Source organism: Halorubellus litoreus (assembly GCF_037081675.1).
Classification (GTDB): domain Archaea; phylum Halobacteriota; class Halobacteria; order Halobacteriales; family Natrialbaceae; genus Halorubellus; species Halorubellus litoreus.
The window spans coordinates 183,292-205,887 of sequence record NZ_JAZAQL010000005.1 but is presented as its reverse complement, the minus strand read 5'-3'; the positions used below and the strand labels follow the sequence as shown (position 1 = coordinate 205,887).

Here is a 22,596-nt window from a genome sequence, read left to right as displayed (position 1 = left end):
GGTCGTACCTGTTGGTGATGACGGACGAGTCGCCGAAGATGCCCTGGTCGCCCGCGATGATGCAGCAGTTCCAGGAACAGATGCAGGAGGCGAGCGAACAAGCAGTGAGCTCCCAGCAGGAGCTCTTCCAGCAGTTCCTCCAGGCCTCCACCGGTAGTTCCGACGCGATGACCGACCTTCGTGGCCTCACGATGGGGTCCGCGATGTTCAAGACGCGCGTCCAATCCGGCGGACGCATCAGCATCCCCGACGCCGAGCGCGAAGCGCTCGACATCGAGGAGGGCGACATCGTCCAAACGATCGTCATCCCAGTCAAACGCAACCGTGATTCCAATGAGTGACACCACCAACCCCATGACCGCAGCCTTCGAGATGCAGCGCCAGATGATCGAGCAGACCCAGGAGATGACCCACGAGGCCATCGACGTCCAGAAGGAGACCGTCCACCAGTTCGTCGACACCATGGAGAACATGGAGTCCCTCGCCGAGCAGAACAACGACGTCTCCAAGCAGACCTGGCACGCGATGTTCGACGCGATGGAGTCCATGATGCCCGAGGGCAGCGCGGACTTCAGCGAGTTCGAGAAGATGGTCGACGACGGCTTCGACCAGCTCACCGAGAGCCAGCAGCAGGCGTTCGACGCGATGAACGACGCGATGGCCGACGGCGCGAGCGCGTACGACGAGTTCGCCGACGCGTACGTCGACGCGGTCGACTCCTCGTTCGACTCCTTCCTCGACACGCACGAGCAGGTCGAGGCCGACGTCGAGGACGTCACCGAGTCCGTCTCCGCGTAATCGTCGACCCAACCGTTTTGAGTACACCCTTCGGAGTAATTACTATGGCAAACCAACAGACAGTCCCGACAGATTGGAACGAGTTCGTCTCCGACATGAACGAGCAGTTCATGGAGGCGATGGAGCAGAACATGGAAGCGCAGGCGTCGTTCGTCGAGCAGTGGAGCGAAGCCGTCGACGCCCAGCAGATGAACCAGCCCGAGATGGAGGAGGGCCTCGAGGGCTACAAGGACGCGTACCAGGCGTGGATGGACGCCGCCGACCAGATGGTCGACCGCGTCAACGACTCGATGGACGGCGAGGAGGTCGACCCGAGCGAGTTCCGCGACATCTGGCTGAACACCGCGAACTCCGCGTTCAAGGACGTCATGGAGACGACCGCGTTCGCCGCGTGGACGGGGTCGACCGTCCAGCAGATGATGGAGACCCAGCGGCAGGCCGACCAGATGGCCGAGGACACCCTCGAACAGCTCGGGTTCGCGACCGACGAGCAGGTCGTCGAGGTCGGCGACCGACTCGTGGAACTGGAGCGCCGCCAGCACGCCGTCGAGCAGAAGCTGGACAAGGTTCTCGAGCACCTGGAGGACTAGCGTGAAGAACCCCTTCGCTGCCACCATGGAAGCCCAGCGGCAGGCCTGGGAGAACGCGAGCGAACTCATCGAGAAGACGACGGTCGCGCCGGAGCGCGCGGAGACGTTCCAGGACGTGGAGGTCGGCGAGACGCCGAGCGAGGTCGTCTACGAGGAGAACAAGCTCAAGCTCCTGCACTACGAGTCCCGGACCGACGAGCAGCACTCGGTCCCGATCCTCGTGGCGTACGCGCTCATCAACCGCCCGTACATCCTCGACCTCCAGCCCGAGCGGTCGGTCATCCGAACGCTCCTGGACAACGGGTTCGACGTGTACATGATCGACTGGGACGAGCCGTCGTCGCTCGACCGGTCCCTGAAGCTCGACGACTACGTGAACCGCTACATGGATAACTGCGTGGACGTCGTCCGCGAGCGCTCCGGGCAGGACTCGATCAATATCCTCGGGTACTGCATGGGCGGGACGATGAGTACGATGTACGCCGCACTCCACCCGGAGAAGGTTCGGACGCTCGCGCTGATGGCGGCCGGCCTGTGTTTCGCTGGCGACAGCGGCGTCCTCGAACTCTGGGGCGACGACGAGTACTTCGAGCCGCGCGCGGTCACGGACACGTTCCACAACGTCCCCGCGGAGTTCCTCGACGTCGGGTTCGCGCTCATGGACCCCGTCCAGAACTACGTCACGAAGTACGTGAACCTCTACGAGAACGTCGAGGACGAGGACTTCGTGGAGAACTTCGCGCGCATGGAGGAGTGGCTCGGTGACGGCATCGACGTCGCCGGCCAGACGTTCGTCGAGTTCATCGAGGACATCTACCAGGAGAACAAGCTCATGAACAACGAGCTGTACCTGGGCGGCGAGCACGTCGACATCGAGAACATCGAGATGCCCGTGCTCCAGATCGTCGCGGAGTACGACCACCTCATCCCGCCGGAGGCGTCGAAGCCGTTCAACGACGCGATTCCGAGCGACGACAAGACGATCATGGAGTTCCCGACGGGTCACATCGGGATGAGCGTGTCCTCGAAGAGTCACGCGAAGCTCTGGCCTGACGTCTGCGACTGGTTCGAGACGCGGATGCCCGACGAGGCGGACGCGGCCGAGCACGACGTCGACGAGGCCGAGGGCGCGGATGCCGCCATCGCGGAGGACGCGACGGACGCGTCCGCAGAGGCACCCGACGGCGACGGCGTCGAGATCGAGGTCGAGGGCACCGACGCCCCCGAACTCACGGACATCGACGGTATCGGGCCGGCGTACGCCGAACGGCTCTCGGACGCGGGCTACGATTCGGTTGCGGCACTCGCCGACGCGGACGCGGTCGAGGTCGCGAGCGACACCGACCTTCCGGTGTCGCGCGTCGAGGACTGGATCGCGCAAGCGAACGACCACCGGCAGGCCTGACTCCTCGGTCCGCTCCTGCCGCGGTCGACCGCGGCGGGACTCGGTGAGCGGAACGGAATCACGGCGCTTCGTGGCGTTCCCGGACGAATCGGGGCCACGGGAGCGTGAGCGGTCTTTCTCTGAGCGGTCTTTCTCTGGCGTTTCGCGGGCCACAAGCTATAGTTTCCTTCGGTTAGCAGGTGCGACGAACGTCGTATGTCTCTCGAATCGCATCGAGGGTCGAGGGGGGACGAGGGGGACCGATTGATCGCGGATGGCGGTCGGCGCGGCTCGAGGACGGAGGTGTGTAGCGAGTGTGGGAACCGCATCGACGGCGGGAAGACGTACTGCCCGCACTGCGGGACCCACGAGCGCGACCGGGGTGACCGGCGGGGTGCTGACGTCTCCTCGCGGCGGACGGCGACGACCACGCGGCGGACCGACGCAGGTGGTTCGCGGCGAGGAGACGATTCGCGACGCGGTCGTGACGTGGGTCGGGATGACGGCTCTGGGAGCGGAGCGCGTTCGCGAGGGGGTGGTGGATCCGTCGACGACGCCGGGCCCTCGCGGCAGCGGGAGGACCAAGGTCGGTCGGCGCGCGGAACGCAATCTGAGCGCGGACGCGACGAACCCCCACGGTCGGTGAACCCAGCGGGTGGTGAATCCCGCAGTGACGGTCGGCCGACGCCGGGCCCTGACGAGGAGTACTGCATCGCGTGCGGGGCGGTGATCGCCGTCGACGCACCGAACTGTCCGGTGTGCGGCGACGAGCGCGGCCCTGCCCGGTCGGAGTCGTCGGCGTCATCGTCGGCGGCCGCCGGAACGGCCGGCGGCGCGGGAGCGACGGCAGGTGGTGCGGCGGCGGCCACCGGCGGTACGGGTGCGTCCGGCAGTGCGGAGTCGGCACTCGATGCGACCGTCGAACCGACGGGGTCGACGGGGGAGTCCGCGAACTGGAGTGGTGCCGAGACGGGCGGCGGCGCTGGCCTGAACCTCGGGTCGAGCGGGAGGATGATGACCGGTGATTCGGTCGGCCGGCTCGACGCGCTCGCGACGACGCTCGACGAACGATGGCGGATACCTATCGTGGGCATCAAGGTCGGCGTCGACCCCCTCATCGGGCTGATTCCGGGAGTCGGCGACACCATCACGCTGCTCATCTCCTCGTACATCGTGCTGAAGGGTATCCTCCTCGGCGCCCCGAGTAGGGTCCTGGCGAAGATGACGGGCGCGCTGGTTGTCGAAGCCCTCGTCGGGTACGTTCCGGTCGTCGGTGATGCGATCGACTTCCTCTGGGGTATCAACGTCAACAACGTCGAGCGACTGAAGGCGAACAGGGAACAGCTCTCGGGAACGCCGAACTACGGGTTCCTCGTCGTCGGGTTCTTCGGACCGATACTGCTCGTGCTCGCGGTGATGGGCTTCGCGTTCATGTGGCTCATGTCAAGTCTCGGCGGTATTTGAGTTCGGACAAGGTGTTACCCGCCCTAGCCATAAATTATAGAACCGTTCCGTTAGGAAATCGAAACAATCGGAAATGTGTCCAGACGAAGGAGCGGAAAGGGGGAGCGGGGAACCGAGAGTCGTGCCCGATGGGGGTCGGCCGGCGTCAGGCAAGGAGGAGTGCGGTAGCTGCGGGAAGCTCATCGAGGCCGGGACGACGTACTGTCCGCACTGCGGGACCCACGAGCGCGACCGCGGGAGCGACGGCGGCAGTGGGTCCGACCGCGGGTCCAGCGGTGGGTCCTCGCGTCGAACCGCGACCGTCTCCCGCCGCGACGACGGCGGGGACGGCGGGAGTCCTTCCGGCAGTTCGAGCGGGGGCTCCTCGCGGAGCACGAGCAACTTCGCGGGCGGGAAGAGCGGCCGCGAGGGGTTCGACGAACGACGCCGTAACCGCGACAGCGGCCGCAACGGCGACGCCGGTCGCGGGGACAGCGGCGGGCGGTCCGGTGGCGCGAGCGGTCGAGAGGGGAGTGCGCGTGGTCGTGGTGACGACGGCAAGCGCGGTCGGGACGACGGACGGCGCGGTCGCGGTGGCGGCTCCCAGCGCGACCGCGACCGGTCGAACGACCGCGGCGATCGGTCGGGACGAAGTGGTGGTTCGAACGACCGCGGCGATCGGTCGGGACGAAGCAGTAACTCCGGTGGGCGCGGTGGCCGCGGCGGGAGTCAGGCCGCGCAGAACGCTGATTCGAGCGGGTCCAGCGGCCGCGGCGGCGGAACCGACCGCGGTGGACGGGACCGGTCGGGGAGCGAATCGCCGGGTAGCGGCGGTCGTCGGATGCCCGACGACGACGAGGAGTTCTGTGCCGCGTGCGGGGAGATAATCGACGCGAGTGCGTCGGTCTGCCCGTCGTGTGGCGACGAGCGAGAGGTAGCGTCCGCCTCGTCGTCGAGTGCTGCGGCCGCGAGTGAGTCCACCGGCTCGTCCGACACCGACTCCGGTGGGAGCGCGGCGAGCGCGAGCGAATCCAGTAGCAGCGGTCGGAGCGGCGGGGGCGCGAGCAGCGGGTCGCCGTCGACGTCGACGTCGCTGAACAACCCGTCGGTCAACGGCTGGCGCTGGAAGATCGGCTGGCAACCCAAGAAGATAATCGTCGGGTTGACCATCCTCGGCGCCATCGTCGGCGCGATGCTGGAGTACATAGGGCAGTTCGCGTTCTTCGGGCTCGTCGTCGGTGTGCTCGTGTGGTTCTGGGGCCGCGGCGAAGTCAACGCCAAGTACATGTCCCTCATCCAGGACTTCCGCGATCAGACGCGGTCGAAGGTCGAACGCGAGACCGGCGGCATGTCGCTGTCCTCGGCGCACACGTTCATCGGCGGGCACGGCAGTTCGCCGATATTCATCGAGCCGTCCAAGAAGTACAAGGCCTCCCACCTCCTGTTCGGCGACACCAGCGTCGTCATCAACCGACAGTACCACTACAAGATGCCGCCACGCGACACGACCCAGGGCGGGAAGCAACAGGAGGTGTTCTACGACCAGATCGCGAACGTGCAATCCGAGGACTTCGCGAACTACGCCGAACTCCAGATATCGCTGTCGAGCGGGCAGACCGAACGTATCAAAGGACGCGACACGTCCGGTATCAACGCCGTGAAGCGCGACCTCCAACAGAAGATGCGCGAAGCACGTCGCTGACCGATTGCGACGCTCCGTCGAGGTCGTCGACGACCCCTGGACTGTCCGTTCAGGTGCTCGTTGGCCGGAACAATTTAGAACCTGATTGTTATAGTAGCGTCTATGTCACTACTGCCGGTTGACACGGACGCCCTCAAAGACATCTGCCGCGACGTGGCGATGTCGAACTACGGGTTTCTCTACGTCACCGACAAGAAGGGGGAGCTGCAGAGCGCGTACGAGAGCGCTGACACGGGGACACTGAACGCGAGCGACCTGTCGGGGTCGGACATGCGCGATGCGTTACGCGAAGTGGCAAACGACGAGTTCAGCGACCTTGAACGCATCCGCGACGGCGTCTACTACGTCGACACGTTCAGCGTCGGGAGTTCCGACGCCATCACGAACGAGTTGACGAGTACGTTCAGTCACAACGTCGTCATCACGTCGGAGACGCTCAGGTCGCGGTTCGACCTGGCGATGGACGACGTCGAGTTCTTCGTCTCCGAACTCACCGAACGCGACCTCGTTCAGCGTATCACGGCCGGCGAGCGCGACTACTACACGATCGGACCGCGGTTGAAGGAGCACGCGGAGAACGTCGGGTTCGACTCGCAGCTCGAGCGGAAGGCCGCGAACGGGAAGATCAGTCACAGCGACCTCGAGGACATCATCAGTATCGCGGCGACGAAGGACATCATCCGGTACCTGGAACAAGAGGGGTACGTCATCGACCTGGACGGCGAGTACCTCGTCGAGAGTGCCCTCGGCGAGTTCGGCCAGCACGCCGCCCATCGGATCGAGGGTAGCGTCGAGGAGCGCTTCGAGGAGTCGAAGTACCTGCTGCCGACCGCGGAGTTCCCGGGCGTGATCCGGTCGGAGATCGAGGAGCAGTTCGACGTGTTGTCGTACGCGCATCGCGTGCAGGACGACATCGTCGAGGAGACCAGGGACGCGGTCATGACGCGATTGGGGTTGGAGACGGAGGACGACATGGTCGTGATGCGCGAGGAGTTCGACGCGTTCGTCGACCAGGAGGCGCGACGCATCCTCGGGGACGTGAAGGCGGAAGCGGACGTGCTGCCGGCGTCGCCGCCCGAGTTCGAGGAGGCGGCCGAGGAGCACGTCGAGGTCGTGCAAGTGAGTAACACAGCGAGGGTGAACGAGCACGTCAGGGAGTCCATCGCGGACGAGTTCGCGGGCGTTGTCGCCGAGGAAGAGTTCGGGGGCGTGGACGCGTAATCTCACGAGAGTGCCATGACACGAGAGTACACGTTCGAGACGAGGGCGGGAGACGGCGGGAGCGCCGTCGTCGCGGCGCCGGCGAGCGACGACGCGGAACGCGTCGAGCTGGAATCGGCGTGGCTTACCGATGGGGACGTCGAGGGGGAGTGGGAGCGTGCGGTCTACGCGGTGCTGGACGCCGAGCTATTCGAGTCGTTCGCGGTCGGTGACGGCGTGGCTCGGGTCGAGCAGTCGACCGCGGTAGAGGCACTCGTCGAGTTGCTCGAGGACATCGGCGACGAGGCGCAAGCGGACGCGCTCGTAGCGTACCTCGCCGACGCGGACGTCTGGACCTTGGACGGCGAGGACGTAGTCGTGCTCAAGGACCCGCGAGACGCGACCTTGTCGGGTCGCGAAGCACTTTCGTGGGCGTTGGCTCTCGACGTCTGTATCGCTCGGATCGACGAGTTCGTCGACGAACTCGAGACGCGTGCGGACCGCGTGAAGACGCTCGACGCCGAACGCGACCGGTTCGAGGCCCGCCTGCACGCGGTCACCACCGAGATGCGTGCACTCGGGCGGGGGTCGAAGTTCCCGGAGGACCCGTCGGCACTCGACGAGGCAGCAGGCGAACGGTACGCGGCGCTCCGCACGCTCCTGGGTGACCTCGTCCGGACCGAGACCGATCCGCGCGGGCTGGGCGCTGACCGGAACGTGTTGATGTCGACCCGGGAGGAACTGTGTACCCGTGCAAGCCAAGTTCGAACTCACGCGATTGAGGGACGAGCGTTCCCGGACGACGCGATCTCGGTCCCAAACCGCCTGGACCGCGTCGTTTCGACGCTGGCGTCCGAGGACGTAATCGGGGTCGTCGAACTGCTCGAAGAGACCAGGATGACATCCGGGAGCGCCGGCAAGTCCACCAAAGCTGCGGGCGTGGGAACCGTCAAAGAAGCGGTCGAGACCACGTCGGATGAGGAGTTAGCGAAGATGGTCGAGGAAGACCTTCCGAACTTGGAATTAGAACAGACCGACATGCCGGAGCTGGCCGAGGAATGCACCGAGGAGGATGCGGACGACGGAGGGACTGATGACGACTGACCGGCGGCGACGGTGGGGTGGGGGACAGGTGCGGAATCGACTGACTGCAGTAAATTAGCTACCAATGCAACGCAACTACACGTTCGAGAGGACGACGGTCGATGGAACCGAGTATGTCATCGCGACCCCGTGCGGGGAAGGGGAGATGGTCCGGATGGAGGTGGAGTGGATGGAGGGTGAGTTGGAGGGGGACTGGGAGCGCGCGGTTCGCGCGGTCCTCGACGCGGAGCTGTTCGGGGCGATGACTGTCGGGTCGGGGGAGGCTCGCGTCGACCGTTCGACGGCGGTTGCGGTGCTGGTCGAGGCGTCGACGGACTCGTCGTCGAACCGCTTGGACCACGTAACGCGCGAGGCTCACGCGGATGCACTGGTCGCGTACCTCGATTTCGCAGATGTCTGGACGGTCGACGTTGGCGACGTTGTGGTACTCCGCGATCCGCGTGACGGGGCGCTCTCCCGACGCGAGACGGTGGCGTGGGCGGTAGCACTGGACGTTTGCGTAGACAGACTCGACAAGTTCATCGAGGATGTCGACGGACCCACTGGGGATAGTGTAGGGAACGAGACCGTCACGGCGAAACTGTCGTCCGTTCGCGGGGGATTCGAGACGAAGGCCAAAGAGATTCGCGCCCAAGCGATTCAACATGGCGAGTTCCCGGTGCACGGAACCGAGTTCACGGACTGTTTCGAGGAACTCGTGATGGAACTCTCAACCGACGACCTATCCACCGTCGGCGAAACGATTGACGACGTGGTGCCGGAGCCCGCGGGCGTCGGAGACGTCAGCGAAAACGTGGAGAACACAACTCGAGATGATCCAGTACGAATCGTGGAGAACCTCAGTGCGGTGCTGGCCGAGCTTGGAGAACAGGATGGAATCGAAGCGTTTGTCGAACAGGAACCGGACACGTCCACGTCGAAACCCGATCAATGACTGTCTCACCCCGAGCGAACGGCGGCAGCGATTCGACGGCGTACAGGCGCGGAACCGAGCGAGTGCAGTGAACTAGCTACCTATGCCACAAAATTACGAGTTCGAGAAGACGACGGTCGACGGTATCAAATACGTTATCGCGAACCCCAAAGGGAACGGGGAGATGGTCCGGATGGAGGCGGAGTGGACCGAAGGCGACGAGGTCGAAGGAAAGTGGGAGGAAGCGGTTCGCGCCATCATCGGCGAGGATTTGCTGGGAGATATGAATCTCGACGGCGCGAACGGCCGCATCGACAAGCGGACCGCGGTGGAGACGCTCGCCGCAGCCGAAGAAGACGGGCAGCCGGTGGTTGCAAGTGAACGGCAGGCTGATGCACTCATCGAGTACTTCGCCGACCAGGACATCCTTCGGCTCGAAGGGAACAAGGTCGTGCTCCTGCAGGACCCTGGAGATCAGAATCTGTCGGGACGAGCGGCTCTGAACTGGGCCGCGACGATGGACGCATGCATGGAGAAGATAAAGGAGACGAAGGAGAACATCGAGCGCGCAAAGAAGAAATTAGAGGAGAAAGAGGAGGAGTTCAAGAGCGGACAGAACGACATCAAGGAGCGGATGCACGAGACCGGACAGAAGTTGAAGAGCTTGGGTGATTCTCCTGGCGTTCCACAGTCACGAGCCGAGTTGGACGAATCCGAACGGACTCGATATGACAACCTCATGGAGGAGTACATCCATCACAAGAAGATGCACGAGGCGCACGTCGAGGACGTTGTCGAGAAGACGAACCAGGGGAAAGGAAAGCTGGCGCGGCAGATGAGTATGCTCAATTCGACGATGGAGACGCTCGAGGAGAAGAAGAAACAGATTCGAAGTGCTGCGGTCCGCGAGCACGTCTTCCCGGACGAAGCGATCGAGATGACGGAGAACGTCGGGAACATCGTCACCGAACTCGCCGGGGTGGGGAACGTTGCTGAGACGGTCGAGAACACCTCGGAGGAGGACTTCGCGGAGATGGTCGAGAACGATCTTCCCAACATGGGGGGGCTGGAGGAGGCCGAGGAACAGACCGAGCAGGAGGAGCACGAGGACACGTCGAATACGAACTTCAATCAGTAACCATCGCATGTCGAGGACGTTACTGGCGAAGTCGTTGTTCGAGCCGTTGAAGACGGTCGAGAGCGCGCTCGAAACCCTCTCGACCGTCGATTCGTACGTCGACGTGGACGTCTTCGAACTCGCGAGCGAAGCGACGGGCGCACTCGCTGAACTCGGGTCGACACTGCACGAAGCCGCTCCGTTCCCGGCGATGGAAGCGACGGAGGCTTCGGGTGACGGTTCGGTCGGCGCGCTTCTCCAGTCGCGGTACGGTACGGAGTCCGATCGAGAGGGTGCGGACGTTGGATCGTCTGACCGCGTGGAGGTCCGTGACGGACGCGAGGTGATCCCGCTCGGGGTTGACGGGGCGACGCGAGGGAACTGGGCCCCGGCGTTTCGGGTGCTGCGTGAGTTCGTCGAAGAGCTCTTGGTGCGCGCTGGGACAGTGGTCCGTCGCGTCCGAACGTTGGAGGACCTCGACGCCCGTCGCGTCTGTCGGTCGGTCCGGCGGATGCTCGCGTCGGTTCGTGACGTGCTTGCTTGGTCTGTCGCTGGCGCGAGGTTCGTCGGTCGGCGCGCAGACAACGGTGCGGACGCACCGATAACGTTCGCGTCGTGGGCGAGCGACACGCTGACCGGAGGGAACGATGCGTAACCAGAGAGATGCGGGCGGCGACGGACGGTCCGATCGAACGCGGGGACGGAGGGAACGATGCTCAATCTGACGCCGATACTCAAACAGAAACAGCCGACGGCGATCGTGGAGATAGGTGAATCGAAGTTCGGGACCGAGCCGGACGTGGTCGCGGTCGAGCACAACAACAGGCGTGCGTACTTCGATCTGGAGACGGTCGACGACGGGCCGTTGTCGACCGATACGATCGGGAACAGCGTCCGGATGCATCAGCACGTCCGCCAGATCTTCGGTGGGATCCGCTCCGATCGCGACCTGAAGGTGGATACGAACGCGTCGGCTCGCGAGGTCGTCGAGTGCCAGTCGGTGAAGATCCATCCGGGCGATAACGACCCGGAGGCGCTCGAGCCGTTCCTTCGGGATTCGTACCTCCTGCATCGCGTCGACGAGGTGATGTTAAAGCGCGGGTCGGAGTTCACGACGTTCAAGCCCCGGGAGATCGAGCCGAGCGATTACAATACGGTGAAGATCGGGTCGGGGACGGACATCGAGTTCGTCGATGGGACGGAGCTCCGTGAACTGGAGTCGGCGCCGTCTGGGACGAGCGGTGGGGCTGCTGGTCCGGGACCGGGCGGTGCCGCCGGTGGTGGCCCGTCCGGTGGTGGCGAGGACGAGTCGGTGGACGTGAACTTGGAGCCGAAGAAGCCGACGGTGTCGTTCGAGGAGGACGTCGCCGGGTTGCCGGAGGTGAAGCGGACGGCGCGGATGCTGCTCGCGTTGTTCGACCCGGAGACGCGGAGCGAGGTCGAGCGGCGGTACGGGGAGGCGTTCGCGTCGCGGGGGAGTTCGATGATGCTGTACGGGCCGCCCGGGTGCGGGAAGACGCTCGTGTCGGAGGCGATCGCGCACGAGGCGATGTACAACACGAGCATCGAGGAGGATTACGGCGAGGTGAAGTTCCTGGAGGTCCGTGGGTCCGACGTCCTCTCGAAGTACTCGGGGGAGTCGGAGAAGCGCGTTCGGGCGGTGTTCGAGAAGGCTCACGGTATCGCTCAGGAGGGGTTCTGCGTGTTGTTCTTCGACGAGGTGGAGACGCTCATCCCGGATCGTGGGGACGATTCGCTCCAGCGGCACGAGCGGTCGTTGACGAACGCGTTCCTCCAGGAGATGAACGACGTGGAGGACAACCTGCTCGTCATCGGCGCGACGAACATGCCGTTCACTATCGACCCGGCGGCGACGCGCCGGTTCCCCGTCCAGCAGTTCATCCCGCAGCCGGACGAGACGGTGATGGCGCAGGTCTGGGAGAAGCACTTGGATTCGGTGTCCGCGGCCGGTGACATCGATTACGACCGGCTCGGTGCGGCGTCGGTCGGGTACACGCCGGCGGAGGTCGCGGACCGCATCCTCGGGAGCGAGTTCCAGCGGGAGCTGGTGCGGAGCGTCATCGAGGGCGACCCGATCGAGCCCGACACGGAGTACCTCCTGGAGAAACTGGAGGCGTCGGAGGCGAAGACGGTCAGTCAGTACGTCGCGAGCGTTCGGAACAAGACGGACGACCTGGAGGGGTACCCGGAGATGCGTCGGTACGTGGAGTCGCAGGCGGAGCGGCTCGGTATCGAATTGGGCGACGAGCCGTCGGGGCTGGCGTCGCTGCTCGGTGCCGGCGACGGCGGTACGGGCGCGAGCGACGCCGGCGACGACGGGCCGGGCGGTTCGGGCGATGACGGGACGGGCGGTTCGGGCGATGACGGGACGGACGGTTCGGGCGATGACGGGGCGAGCGATTCGGGCGGTGACGGGACGGGCGGTTCGGGCGATGACGGGACGGGCGGTTCGGGCGGCGGTTCAGGCTCGGGCGACGCGTCAGGTGGGGCAGTGGGTGATGGAGTGTGAGCGAGTACGCGGAGGTCGGGTCGTTCGAGCTGTCTGGCGTGGACGCGAGCGCGGCGGGCGAGGACGAGGTCGTGTTGGTCGCGGACGGCGACGTCGTGCACGTACAGGGCCGCGAGCGGACGACCCTCCAGGTCGAGGGCGAACCCGTCGACGTGGCGGTCGCGGAGCTCGTGTACGTGCTCACGGCGGGGTCGCTCGTGGCGCTGTCGGTGGACGGACGCGGGTCGCGCGGGTGGTCCGTGGACCTCTCGGGCGAGGACGTCGAGGCGGTCGCTGCCATCCCCGATTCGGACGTCGTGTGCGTGCTCACGCCCTCGTCGCTCATCGGCGTCGACCGGGAGCGCGGGTCGCGGCGGTGGTCGACGGAGCGACCGTACGCGGACATCGAGGGCGAGGACGACCTCGCCGCTGGCGACGAGCACGTGCTCTACGGGACGTGGACGTTCGTCACGGGGTTCGACGCGAGCGGCGAGCAGGTGCTCGACGAGACGCTCGACAGCGCCGTCGTGGACGTCGGGTGGACCGACGGCGTCGTCGTCGCAGCGCTGAAGACCGGGAAGCTCGTCGGCCTCGACGTCGCGGACGGGAGCGTCAGCTGGGAGACCGAGATCAGTGCGCGAGCGGTCGCGTCCGGCGGGGCGACCGAGGCGTTCGTGCAGACCGACGACGGCGTGCTCCGCGTGTCGAGCGACGGGAGTTACGAGCCCGTAGACGACCTGACGCCGGGGACGGTGTATCCGGCTCGAAGCGGGGCGCTCGCGTGCGTATACCGGGACGGGATGTTGTCGGTGTATCGGCGACGTATCGACCCGGACACGGTGGAGGCGGTCCTCGAGACGTCGACGGTCGAGCCGGGGTCGGACGTCGAGGTGCGCGTGCGGAGCGACCTGGAGCGGGCGGCGACGGTGCGGGTCGACGCGACCGTCGACGATGCGGTGCTCGACGAGGACGGCGTCGCCGTGGACGTGCCGGCGGGCGGCGAGGGCGTGGCGACGTTCCGCGTCGAAGAGGTCGAGCGCGTCGACGAGACGACGGTGACCGTCGCGGTCAACGACGTCGAGGTCGTCGAGGAGACCGTCGGAGTGGAACGGCCGACGCCGTCCGCGGACGATATCTCGTGTACGTTCGACCTCGACCAGGTCGACGGGTCGACCGTCGAGGGGACGGTCGTGGTCGAGAACGACGGGGAGACGTCACCGCGACTCCGCGTGGTGGAGGACGACGTGGACCTCGGCATCGTCGGTCCGGGCGAGGCGGCGACGGCGTCCGTGAGCGCGCCGTTCGTCCCCGGCGAGCCGGTCGAACGAACGGTCGCGAGCGAGACCGGCGAGCGCGTTGCGACCGCCACGTCGACGCTCGGTGACGGTCGGACGACGGTGACCGTCGAGCAGACCGTCGACGACGAGTTCCTGTTCGTCGACGTCACGGTCTCGAACGGGACCGACGCCACCGCGACCGACGAACTGGTCGTGTTCGGGCTCGGCGCGCTCGACCCCGTCGAGCGCGAGGTCACGTGCGTCGCCGGGGCGACGTGGACGCTCTCGCTCGCCGTTCCCGGGCACGTCGCGGCGTCCCTCGACGGGAACACGGTCCGCGCGCAACTCGACGGGTCCGCGGCGAACGACTCCGTGGAGCTCGCACTCGACGACGCGTTCGCTGACGCCGACGCCGGCGTCGGTGACGCGGCCAGTGCGTCGCAGACGGGCGTCTCCGCGACCGTCGACCGCTCCCTGAGCGCCGACACCGTCGCGGCGACCGAGCGCTTCCAGGAGTACGTCGCCATCGAACTGGACCGCGACGTCCACGACCTCACGCTCGTCCTCGACGGCGAAGAGCACGCCGTCGGGTCAGCGTCCGCCGGTATCGAGCGACGCCTGGAGCGCAAGCACGCCGTCGCGGTCGACGGCCAGCACCGCGTCGAGGGCGGGCGCGTGGTCGCCGACGGCAACGACGCGGGCGAGTTCGACGCCGCGACCGCGTCGGTCGTCGACGGCGAGATCGCCGCGCGGACGACCGTCGAATGCGGTGACTCGCGCGTGCACGTGGACGGCGAGATCGAGAATCGGACCGGGGACTACGTCGACGTCGTCGGCGTTCGCGTCGACCGACTCGGGACGTGGGACCTCCGCCTCGGTGACGCGCTCGCGCCCGGCGAGGTCGTCGTCTGGGCTGGTGACGTCGCGCCGTCGGAGACGGACGTGACGGCGGCGGAGAGCGCGCTCGGGGTGACGGTGGAGTTCGGCGACCCCGAGGCGCCGGCGGAGTTCCAGTCGCTCGCTCCCGTCGAGCGCGCGAGCACTGACGGACTCGCGGACCGACTGGAGGCGGCCGTCGGCGAGGGAACGCGCGTCAGGGACGAGTACAGTAACGTCGCGCTGGAGCTGACGAACGTCGGCGACCGCGTCGAGCGCGACCTCGAGTTGTCCGCGGCCGGTGACGTCGTCAACGACGTGGTGTACGTCCCCGAACGCATCGACGAGCTCGCGCCAGGTGAAACCGCCGTGCATCCGATCGACGTGAAACCGGCTGGCGAGTCGCTGTCACTCGACGTGACCGTCCACGGTGGCGAGCAGACCGCGCGCATCGAACTCGAAGGCCCGGTCGCGCCGGGCGACGGCGAGTGGGATGCGAGCCATCGCGACGCGTGGCGCGCTCGCTGGGTCGGTGGGAGCGCCGACGACGCGGTCTCGTACCCCGAGCACGTCGCGACCGACTACGAGCGGACGCGCTGACCGTACACTCCGACGGCTTTCCTCGCGAACTCGAAGAACGGAATCGGACGAGAACAGGACGGTTCCGGTGGCGAGCCCCCTCGAATCGACGCTGGCGCGTCAGACGAGGAACTCGCCGGTCGCGGTCTCCTTCGCGTCCGAGATGTACGCGATGACGCCCCTGAGCAGGTGCGCGACCAGCGCGATGAACGCCACCACGTACCCCGCGGACGCGACGTACAACGCGGTCTCGGCGGTCTGGTAGGCGTTCGCGGTCGCCTCGCGCTCCTGTGCGACCTCCGACGCGGTCTCGCTCTCGCCCGCGGCCGCGAACCGCTCGCGAGCGGTCACGTAACTCGACAGCACGCTCTCGGACTTCGACTGGAACTCGCCGAGGTCGGCCGGGTTCAACAGGAGCGGCTGCCCGCCCACGACGGTGAACACGTCCGCGGTCAGGTTGTCGTCGGTCGACCGCGCCGCCTGGAGGTTCTCCTGGCCGGCGCTCACGTTCTCCGCGTACTGCTCGAACGCCCGGTCGGCGGCCGACTGCAGGGTGTTCGCGCGACTCTCCTCGCCCTGCAGTACCGCGATACGCGCGAGCTCGCGCTTGACGATAGCGGCGTCGAGCAGCGACGTGTTGTCCCCGGACAACTGTTGCTGGTAGTGCGCGCGCTGCGTCTCGATGAGGTCGTTCAGCGCGGTGTTCCCGTCGGCGAGCGCGTCTTCACCGAGCCCAGCGAGCTCGTCGTCGGAGAGCTGGGAGACGTACAGCGACACCGTATTGTACGTCGAGGACGCCCGCGTCAGGTCGCGTTGCGCGGCCTCGTGTTCGTCGGCTTCCAGGTGCGCTCGCGTCTGCTCGGTCGCGTTGACGAACGTCGCGAACGTCTGTGCGGCCGTGAACGCCCGCGAGATGTCAGTACCGGATTCGAGGTCGCCGTTCTCGATCTTCGACTCCAGGCGCGTCAGCATCTCCGTCATCGTCGTCGCGGCACTGCCGACGTTCCCGCTCTCGTCGGCGTACGTCGACAGTCGGTCCTTGGTCTCTTGCGCGTCGATGAGACCGGGTTCGGCCGTTATCGTCACCGTGTGCGCGTCGACGTTCTCCCCGTCGACCCTGAACGTCCACTCGTACTCCGTGAGCACCTCCGCGTCGGTGTCGAACTGGAGGCCGAACACGACGTCACTGGACTCGCCGGCGGTGAGCGTGCTCGGGACGTCCCGCTCGACGGTCACCCAGCCCTTGTCCGGGCCGTCGACGCGTTCGAGCGTCAGGTTCCGGACGTCGTTGTACCCGAGCGCCTCGGTCACGGATACGGTTCGGGTGTCCGAACGCGTGATCTCGAGTCGACCGAACGACACCGCGGACTCGCTGAGGCTCACGCGCGTCTCGTGGTCGATCTCCATCTCCGTCTCCACCGTCTCGGTTCCAGCGGACGCGTTCGAGGACGCGTACTCGACGACGAGCGTGTGCGTGCCTTCGGGGGCTCGACTGTCGACGGTGACGTCGAGGATGAAGTCCCGGCTGCTGGTTCCCGGAACTCGGTCCGGGCCGCGCGTCAGTTCCGCGCTCACGTACGAATCGTCGAAGTCCGGCGACCCGACGCTGATGGAGTCGACGGAGAGCGGCAGGTCACCCGTGTTCTCGACGGTCGTCTCGACCTGTCTCGTGTACTCCGAGGCGCCGCGTTCCTCGTCGAACGTGTACGACACCGAGGCGGCGGACGTCTGCCCGAACGCCGCCGGGTAGAACGTGCGCGCGTCGACCTGGAACGTCGTCGCTTCGGCGTCCGAGTCGCTCGTCGGTTCCAGTCTGATGAGCCACGAGAGCTCCTCGTGCTGGGGAGAACGTTCGTTCACCGAGACCCGGAGCGTCCCGCTCTCCGAGCCGCCAGCGGGCACGTACCCGTCCAGGTCGGAGATCCGAAGGGACGCGTTCGGGCCGGCGCCGATCGCTCGCACGATGTCGACGCTCGCGTCGTCGTACCCGGTCTGCTCGACGAGTTCGACCGGGACTTCGACGCTAGTCCCGCGGAGCACCCCGCCGACGTCGTACGTGCTCTCGTCGGCCGTGACGCGCGTCGCCTTCCGCACGTTCACGTCGAACCGGATGGTCTCGCGGTGGCCGAGGTTGTCCTCGACGACGACCGCGACGTCCTTCGGGCCCTCCCTGACGGACTCGTCGACGGTAACCACGACCTCGAACGAACCGCTCTGCCGGCTGTTGACTCTCGACGGCGTCTGGCGGACGGACGCGGAGACGCCCGAGTCCGCGGACGCGCTGACGTCCTGTACGTTCATGTCCCCTTGTCCGTCGTTCCAGAACTCGACGGACACGCGCGTCGATTTCTCGGACTGCCCTTCGAACAGGACCGTCCCGTCGGGCGCTTCGCTCCGCCCGAAGCTCGGCGAGACGTAGTTCACGTCCGCGCTCAACGTCCCCGTCCCGACGTTCGACACGGTCACGTCCACCGACCGCGTCGTGTCGAAACCGTCCTCGCCGCGAGATTCGCCGACGGCGTCGTAGTACACCGTGTACGTCTCGCCGTCCTCGATCTGGAACGTCGAACTGGACCCGCTACGCCCACCACCGGACCACCCGCTGAACGTGAACGTCACCTCGCCGTCGGAGTCCTGGCTCTCCGCCGTCACGGTCGTGTTCTCCGACGCGGTGAAACTGAGGGAGACTCGACCGCTATCCGTCGACCCCTCGAACGCCTCCTGAAGTTCGAGGGTCGTGGACGCGGGCGTCGACAACGCCGCGCCCGCAGTGTCGTTCGATTCCGCTTCCGCGGAGGCATCCACAGCCGGTTCCGCATCCGCGGAGGCACCCACGGTCGATTCCGCCGCCGCGGCACCGACGTCGTCGGTCGACGTCGGCGCGACGTCCGCGCTGGCGACGGTCACCGGCGCGAACGCCGCGACGACGACCAGCGAGAGCACCGCGACGACGAGCGCGGTGGCGTTACGCATCGTTCACCTCCTCCAGCATCACTATCTCACCGATCTGTGACGCCTGCACGGTCTCGCTCCACGTGACGATGCGATGCCCGACGAGCATCGCGACCAGGGCAAGCACCAGACCGTACCCGACGAGGACGCCGGCGCTCGCAACCGCGAGCGTCCCCCGAACGGTCGACACGTCCGACCGCGCTGCCGCGAACGACGACGCGCGCTCGGAGAGCCCGTGCTTCTCGGCGAGCGACTCCGCCTCGCGAAGCTCCGAGATCTTCGAACTGGACTCCAGGTAGTACTCGAACGTCTGCAGGCCGTTCGACGCGAGCGCACCCTGCACGTCGCTACAGGACGAACACGCGGACAGGAACGACGACGCCGTCGACGCCGACGCGTTCATCGTCTCCACGTTCCGCTGGTACTCCGAGCGGACGCTCTGGTACCGCAAGCTCACCTGCGAGAACTTCTTGCTCGCGCCCGCACGCCGGAACGCGACCGACGCCAGCTCCAACTGCTCTATCTGTTCGGGCGTCCGCGACGCGTTCGCCGCGGCCTGCAGGAACTCGTCGCCGCGGTTCTCGTAGAACCGACTGACCGCGATGTCGGCGAGCGGCGCGTACGTCAACCCCTGTTCTTTGAGGGACGTGACCGACGAGAGCGTCCGGTTCGCGGCTCCGAGACTCGTCGTCGTCGACCCGTTCTGCGCCGCCTGGTACGCCTCCCGGAACGACCGGAGTAATCGGAGTGTCGTCGCCATCTCGCGTTCGGTCGCGTCGTCGAACTCCGCGACCTGTAGCTTCGACACCGCGAGCGACCTGATGGTCTCGAACTGCGTGTATCGGTCGAACGCCGGTACCCCCTCCATCGACTGGAACGCCGATAGGTACTCGTCTGCGGTCTCCGGCGGCCCCGAGTCGTCCACGGTCGTCGCCGTCGACGACCGCATCGCAGCCCCCGGTTGTGCCGCGACGACCGACCCCACGACGAGCAATCCGATCAATATCCGAATCCCATTCATGTCAGAACACCGTCTGTTGCATCCGTTCGCGTAACTGGTCGTGCTCGAACGCCTCCTCTACCGCGTCGAGTAACGCCGCGACGAGCAGCGTCTTCGCCGCTCGCTCGACGTCGTCCGATTCCCGCCGCGCCTCCTGGAAGAGCTCCCGGGAGAGCTCCCAGACCTCAGTCACCGGCTCCACCTCGGTCAACGTATCTCGCTCCCGGTCGATTCGGCTCTTCGTCTCCTCGATGCGTCGCGTCAGGTTCCCGTCGTTCGCGTCCGACGCGTGCTCGAGGAACGCGTCGAACGACGCCGCGTCACCCCGGAACTCGACAGCCGCATCCGGGAGGTCCGCGCACGCGGCGAACACGTCCACGTTCCGTTTCGTCGTCATCGCCGTGTTCACGCGAGTGACCGCCTCCTCGGCGACGTCCAGGAGTGCGTCCGCGACGGCCTCCGGGTGCGTGTCCACGTCCACGAAGCGATGCCCTTGCTCGGGGAGCGATTCGACGACGTCGAGCAACGTCTCGACGACCGACCCGTAGTACCGCGGGAACGCGACGTCGCGTCCGGCGCGGTCCGAGAGCGCGGCGACGTCCTCGCGCACGTCCGACAGCCGCGTCCGGACTGCCGGTGGGAGCGTCCACTCGAAGGACGCACGCACCGAGACTCGCGCGTTCCCGCCACGGTCGATCCTCGCGGTCGTCGTATCGGTCCGGAACTCGCTGGACGCCGCCGCGGGGAGGTCCAGGTCGACGACGTAGTCGCCGACGAGGACGTCCACGGTCGCCGTCCCGTTCCGGTCGGTCTCCAGCGTCTGCCGGCGCTCGCGAGCGCGGAAGTCGTCGCCGTCGGCGGGCGCGATGGCGACCGGGAGGTTCCCGGTCGCGACACCGTCGACCTCCGCGGTCACGGACAGCGACCCAGTCTTCCGTTCCAGCCCGACGTCGAACGCTTGCTTCTGGTCGTCGAGCGAGACGTCCCGCGTCGCCCCGACGTACTTCGGGTGCGACACCGACAGCGTCGCGGCCGTGGCGGTGAACGGCAGGACGACCGCGGCCTTTCCACTCCGGTTCGTCGTCTCCTCGACGGGGTCGCCGTCGTCCGGCTCGACGTGCACGGTCGCGTCCGGCAGCGCCTCGCCGTCCGCGCCGTCCGAGAGCCGGACGGCGATCTGCGGGCGCTGGCAGACGATGCGCGCCTCCTTCCCGCGGCTGTGACCGCTCCCGATGTCGACGCGCGTCTCGTACTGCTGGCCCGCGACCGAGGCGCCGACCGTCCACGTCCCGGGCTTGAGCTTGAGTTTCGCTCGGCCCGTGTCCGTCGTCGTCGAGTGGTCGTCGCTGCGCGCGGTCGACCGCGCGGTCACGCTGACCGACCGCTGCACGCGCCGGTTGTCGTCCGTCACGATCTGGACGGTCACCGGAACCGGCGTCTCCGTCCGCGACGTCGACCGACGCTTCGGTGACGTCTTCCCCCAGAGCCCAGCGCTCGCCATCCCGTACGCGGCCGGCCAGGAACCGACCATACTGAAGAAGGCGCCGATGCCCGCGGCCGGAAGCAATCCGAGCGGCCCGAGGTCGCTCGCGGCGAGCCAGATGACGAGGACACCCGCGATGATGCCGGTGATGAGACCGAAACCGAGGACGATCAGCGCGCCGTGTGCATCCGTTGGTCTGACCCCATCGACGCTCGCGTCGATCGCCGACCGGTAGACGCCGAGGCCGGCCGAGACGAGCGCGCCCAGCAGTAGCGTGACGACGACGAGGATACCGGTGTTCACTCCAGTGTACCCGGCCGGGAGGAAGAGGAGCCCGCTCGCGGTAGTGTTCCCGGCCGTCGACCCGTTCGTCGTCGTCGGTGTCGTGGTCGGCGTGCCGTTCCCGGCCGAGGCTGGCGTCTGGAAGTTCGCGTTCGCCGACGAACCGCTGTAGACCGCGTTCGCGCCGACGACGACGAGGTCGGCGTTCGCCGGGACGGTCTCGTTCCCGGCGACCGCGTAGGTGCTCGCGAGGTCGCCGACGTTCGTCAGGTTCACGCGCCGGACGGCGCCGTCGAGCGTCTTGAACAGGATGCTCTGCGCGCCGACGTCCGGCGACACCTGGACGTAACTCCCGTTCAGGGCGACGGAGACGTTCGAATCCGCGTAGGTGCCCTTCCAGCCGTCGAGCACAACGCGGTCGCTGCCGTCGGCGACGGTGAGGTTCGCGGTCACGTCCGCACCGATTGCATCACTCGGGAGCGGAACCCGGTCTCCGCTCGCGGTGACGTTCCCGACGTACTTCCCGGTCGGTTCGGTCGTCTCCACGTCCAGCAGGTACTCGTTCGCGTCGAGCACGCCGACGAGCGGGTTCTCGACGACGAACGATTCACCGGCGACGACGAGTCGCGTCGCGTCCGTCGCCGCAGCGTGCACGTTCACCGACGTCGCCGTCTGCGTGACGTTCACGGGCGCCGCGGTCGCGTCGACCGCGACGCGAGCGTTCCCGAACAGTTCGTCCCGCGAGAGCGTCGAGAGCTCGCTCCGGTCGAGGACGAGCGCCTCCGTCGCGCCCGCGGCGTACGTCGCGTTCAGGCTCCCGTCACCGACCAAGAGCGCGACCTGCGACCCTGGCTCGAACCCGCGCAGCGAGAGCCCGGAGACCCGTAGCGGCCCGTCGTCGAACGCGGCGCTCGCCCCCGAGAGGTCCGCGTACTGGAGGTTTACCGAGTCCGTCCCGAGAACGGACCCGTTCAACTCGACGGCGACCGACGCCGCCGACAGGTCGTCGGTCGTCTTCGGGCCAGTCAGTTGCTTCACGGCCATTCCCGTGACGTACGTCGCCCCGTTCCGCTTCGATTGGAACGTGACGTTCTTCGCGTTCGCAGCGCCCGTATCCGTCACGTTCACCAGGAACTTCGTCTTGGTCTGGTTGCGCGTCGTATTCGTGAACGTCACGTTCACGCGAATCCGGTTCGTGTTGACTCGCTCGACGGCGACCGTCGCGTTCGGCGCGGCCGTCGCGCTCGACGGACCCGAACCGGCGTCGCCGACCGAAGCGATTCCCGGACCGGCGACCCCGGGGCTCCCCGCGGCGACGCCACCGACGACCACCCCAGCGAGTGCGAGCACCGCGACGAGGAGCGTGACGCGTGTTCCCCCCCGCATA

The 22,596-nt window shown here is 66.9% G+C and carries 16 protein-coding genes; 13 read left to right on the top strand and 3 right to left on the bottom strand.

Annotation, left to right across the window (positions count from 1 at the left end; all coding sequences use genetic code 11):
* The first annotated feature begins 17 nt into the window (after positions 1 to 17).
* The 13 genes from VYJ16_RS20270 (at position 18) to VYJ16_RS20210 (ending at position 15,513) form a co-directional block, all read left to right on the top strand.
* A complete protein-coding gene (locus VYJ16_RS20270; RefSeq protein WP_227130721.1) occupies positions 18 to 341 on the top strand; it encodes an AbrB/MazE/SpoVT family DNA-binding domain-containing protein in 324 nt (107 codons plus the stop codon).
* Positions 342 to 354: 13 nt separating this feature from the next.
* Complete coding sequence (locus tag VYJ16_RS20265) at positions 355 to 798, top strand: hypothetical protein (protein ID WP_336352137.1); 444 nt, start codon at positions 355 to 357, stop codon at positions 796 to 798.
* 44 nt (positions 799 to 842) lie between these two features.
* Entirely contained in the window at positions 843 to 1,388 is a 546-nt protein-coding gene (locus tag VYJ16_RS20260) for a poly(R)-hydroxyalkanoic acid synthase subunit PhaE (RefSeq protein WP_336352136.1), read from the top strand.
* Position 1,389: 1 nt separating this feature from the next.
* On the top strand, positions 1,390 to 2,793 hold the full coding sequence (phaC, locus tag VYJ16_RS20255) for a class III poly(R)-hydroxyalkanoic acid synthase subunit PhaC (RefSeq protein ID WP_379762875.1): 1,404 nt from the start codon (positions 1,390 to 1,392) through the stop codon (positions 2,791 to 2,793).
* Between the two features lie 621 nt (positions 2,794 to 3,414).
* Positions 3,415 to 4,236, top strand: coding sequence for a DUF4112 domain-containing protein (locus VYJ16_RS20250; protein WP_336352135.1), 822 nt, complete (start codon positions 3,415 to 3,417; stop codon positions 4,234 to 4,236).
* 121 nt (positions 4,237 to 4,357) lie between these two features.
* The gene (locus tag VYJ16_RS20245; protein WP_336352134.1) at positions 4,358 to 5,917 is read left to right on the top strand and encodes a hypothetical protein; all 1,560 of its coding nucleotides are present in this window, start codon (positions 4,358 to 4,360) and stop codon (positions 5,915 to 5,917) included.
* A 102-nt stretch (positions 5,918 to 6,019) separates the two neighbouring features.
* Positions 6,020 to 7,138 carry a hypothetical protein gene (locus VYJ16_RS20240; RefSeq protein WP_336352133.1) on the top strand — a complete coding sequence of 373 codons (1,119 nt, stop codon included), beginning with the start codon at positions 6,020 to 6,022 and terminating at the stop codon, positions 7,136 to 7,138.
* A gap of 15 nt (positions 7,139 to 7,153) precedes the next feature.
* The gene (locus VYJ16_RS20235) at positions 7,154 to 8,221 is read left to right on the top strand and encodes a hypothetical protein (RefSeq protein WP_336352132.1); all 1,068 of its coding nucleotides are present in this window, start codon (positions 7,154 to 7,156) and stop codon (positions 8,219 to 8,221) included.
* Between the two features lie 64 nt (positions 8,222 to 8,285).
* Positions 8,286 to 9,155 carry a hypothetical protein gene (locus tag VYJ16_RS20230; RefSeq protein ID WP_336352131.1) on the top strand — a complete coding sequence of 290 codons (870 nt, stop codon included), beginning with the start codon at positions 8,286 to 8,288 and terminating at the stop codon, positions 9,153 to 9,155.
* Positions 9,156 to 9,237: 82 nt separating this feature from the next.
* Entirely contained in the window at positions 9,238 to 10,272 is a 1,035-nt protein-coding gene (locus tag VYJ16_RS20225; RefSeq protein ID WP_336352130.1) for a hypothetical protein, read from the top strand.
* A gap of 46 nt (positions 10,273 to 10,318) precedes the next feature.
* Complete coding sequence (locus VYJ16_RS20220; RefSeq protein WP_336352129.1) at positions 10,319 to 10,906, top strand: hypothetical protein; 588 nt, start codon at positions 10,319 to 10,321, stop codon at positions 10,904 to 10,906.
* Positions 10,907 to 10,963: 57 nt separating this feature from the next.
* Positions 10,964 to 12,781: an ATP-binding protein gene (locus VYJ16_RS20215; protein ID WP_336352128.1), complete on the top strand. Its 1,818-nt coding sequence runs from the start codon at positions 10,964 to 10,966 to the stop codon at positions 12,779 to 12,781.
* Positions 12,778 to 15,513 carry a PQQ-binding-like beta-propeller repeat protein gene (locus VYJ16_RS20210; protein WP_336352127.1) on the top strand — a complete coding sequence of 912 codons (2,736 nt, stop codon included), beginning with the start codon at positions 12,778 to 12,780 and terminating at the stop codon, positions 15,511 to 15,513. Before VYJ16_RS20215 ends, VYJ16_RS20210 begins: the two co-directional genes overlap by 4 nt.
* Positions 15,514 to 15,612: 99 nt before the next feature.
* Here VYJ16_RS20210 and VYJ16_RS20205 read toward each other — a convergent pair whose 3' ends face one another.
* From VYJ16_RS20205 to VYJ16_RS20195, 3 genes are read right to left on the bottom strand one after another with little or no spacing between them, the layout of a single operon-like run.
* The gene (locus VYJ16_RS20205; RefSeq protein WP_336352126.1) at positions 15,613 to 18,465 is read right to left on the bottom strand and encodes a hypothetical protein; all 2,853 of its coding nucleotides are present in this window, start codon (positions 18,463 to 18,465) and stop codon (positions 15,613 to 15,615) included.
* The gene (locus tag VYJ16_RS20200) at positions 18,458 to 19,465 is read right to left on the bottom strand and encodes a hypothetical protein (protein WP_336352125.1); all 1,008 of its coding nucleotides are present in this window, start codon (positions 19,463 to 19,465) and stop codon (positions 18,458 to 18,460) included. The genes VYJ16_RS20205 and VYJ16_RS20200 overlap by 8 nt, the downstream gene beginning before the upstream one ends.
* 1 nt (position 19,466) lies before the next feature.
* Positions 19,467 to 22,595, bottom strand: a complete 3,129-nt coding sequence (locus tag VYJ16_RS20195; RefSeq protein WP_336352124.1) for a hypothetical protein — start codon at positions 22,593 to 22,595, stop codon at positions 19,467 to 19,469.
* Position 22,596: the final 1 nt, after the last annotated feature.

What these genes read in the sequence shown, in the direction of transcription:
- VYJ16_RS20270 (WP_227130721.1), top strand. Translation starts at nt 18, where the DNA reads ATGACGGACGAGTCGCCGAAGATGCCCTGGTCGCCCGCGATGATGCAG.
- VYJ16_RS20265 (WP_336352137.1), top strand. Translation starts at nt 355, where the DNA reads ATGACCGCAGCCTTCGAGATGCAGCGCCAGATGATCGAGCAGACCCAG.
- VYJ16_RS20260 (WP_336352136.1), top strand. Translation starts at nt 843, where the DNA reads ATGGCAAACCAACAGACAGTCCCGACAGATTGGAACGAGTTCGTCTCC.
- VYJ16_RS20240 (WP_336352133.1), top strand. Translation starts at nt 6,020, where the DNA reads ATGTCACTACTGCCGGTTGACACGGACGCCCTCAAAGACATCTGCCGC.
- VYJ16_RS20235 (WP_336352132.1), top strand. Translation starts at nt 7,154, where the DNA reads ATGACACGAGAGTACACGTTCGAGACGAGGGCGGGAGACGGCGGGAGC.
- VYJ16_RS20230 (WP_336352131.1), top strand. Translation starts at nt 8,286, where the DNA reads ATGCAACGCAACTACACGTTCGAGAGGACGACGGTCGATGGAACCGAG.
- VYJ16_RS20225 (WP_336352130.1), top strand. Translation starts at nt 9,238, where the DNA reads ATGCCACAAAATTACGAGTTCGAGAAGACGACGGTCGACGGTATCAAA.
- VYJ16_RS20215 (WP_336352128.1), top strand. Translation starts at nt 10,964, where the DNA reads ATGCTCAATCTGACGCCGATACTCAAACAGAAACAGCCGACGGCGATC.
- VYJ16_RS20205 (WP_336352126.1), bottom strand. Translation starts at nt 18,465, where the DNA reads ATGCGTAACGCCACCGCGCTCGTCGTCGCGGTGCTCTCGCTGGTCGTC.
- VYJ16_RS20200 (WP_336352125.1), bottom strand. Translation starts at nt 19,465, where the DNA reads ATGAATGGGATTCGGATATTGATCGGATTGCTCGTCGTGGGGTCGGTC.
- VYJ16_RS20195 (WP_336352124.1), bottom strand. Translation starts at nt 22,595, where the DNA reads ATGCGGGGGGGAACACGCGTCACGCTCCTCGTCGCGGTGCTCGCACTC.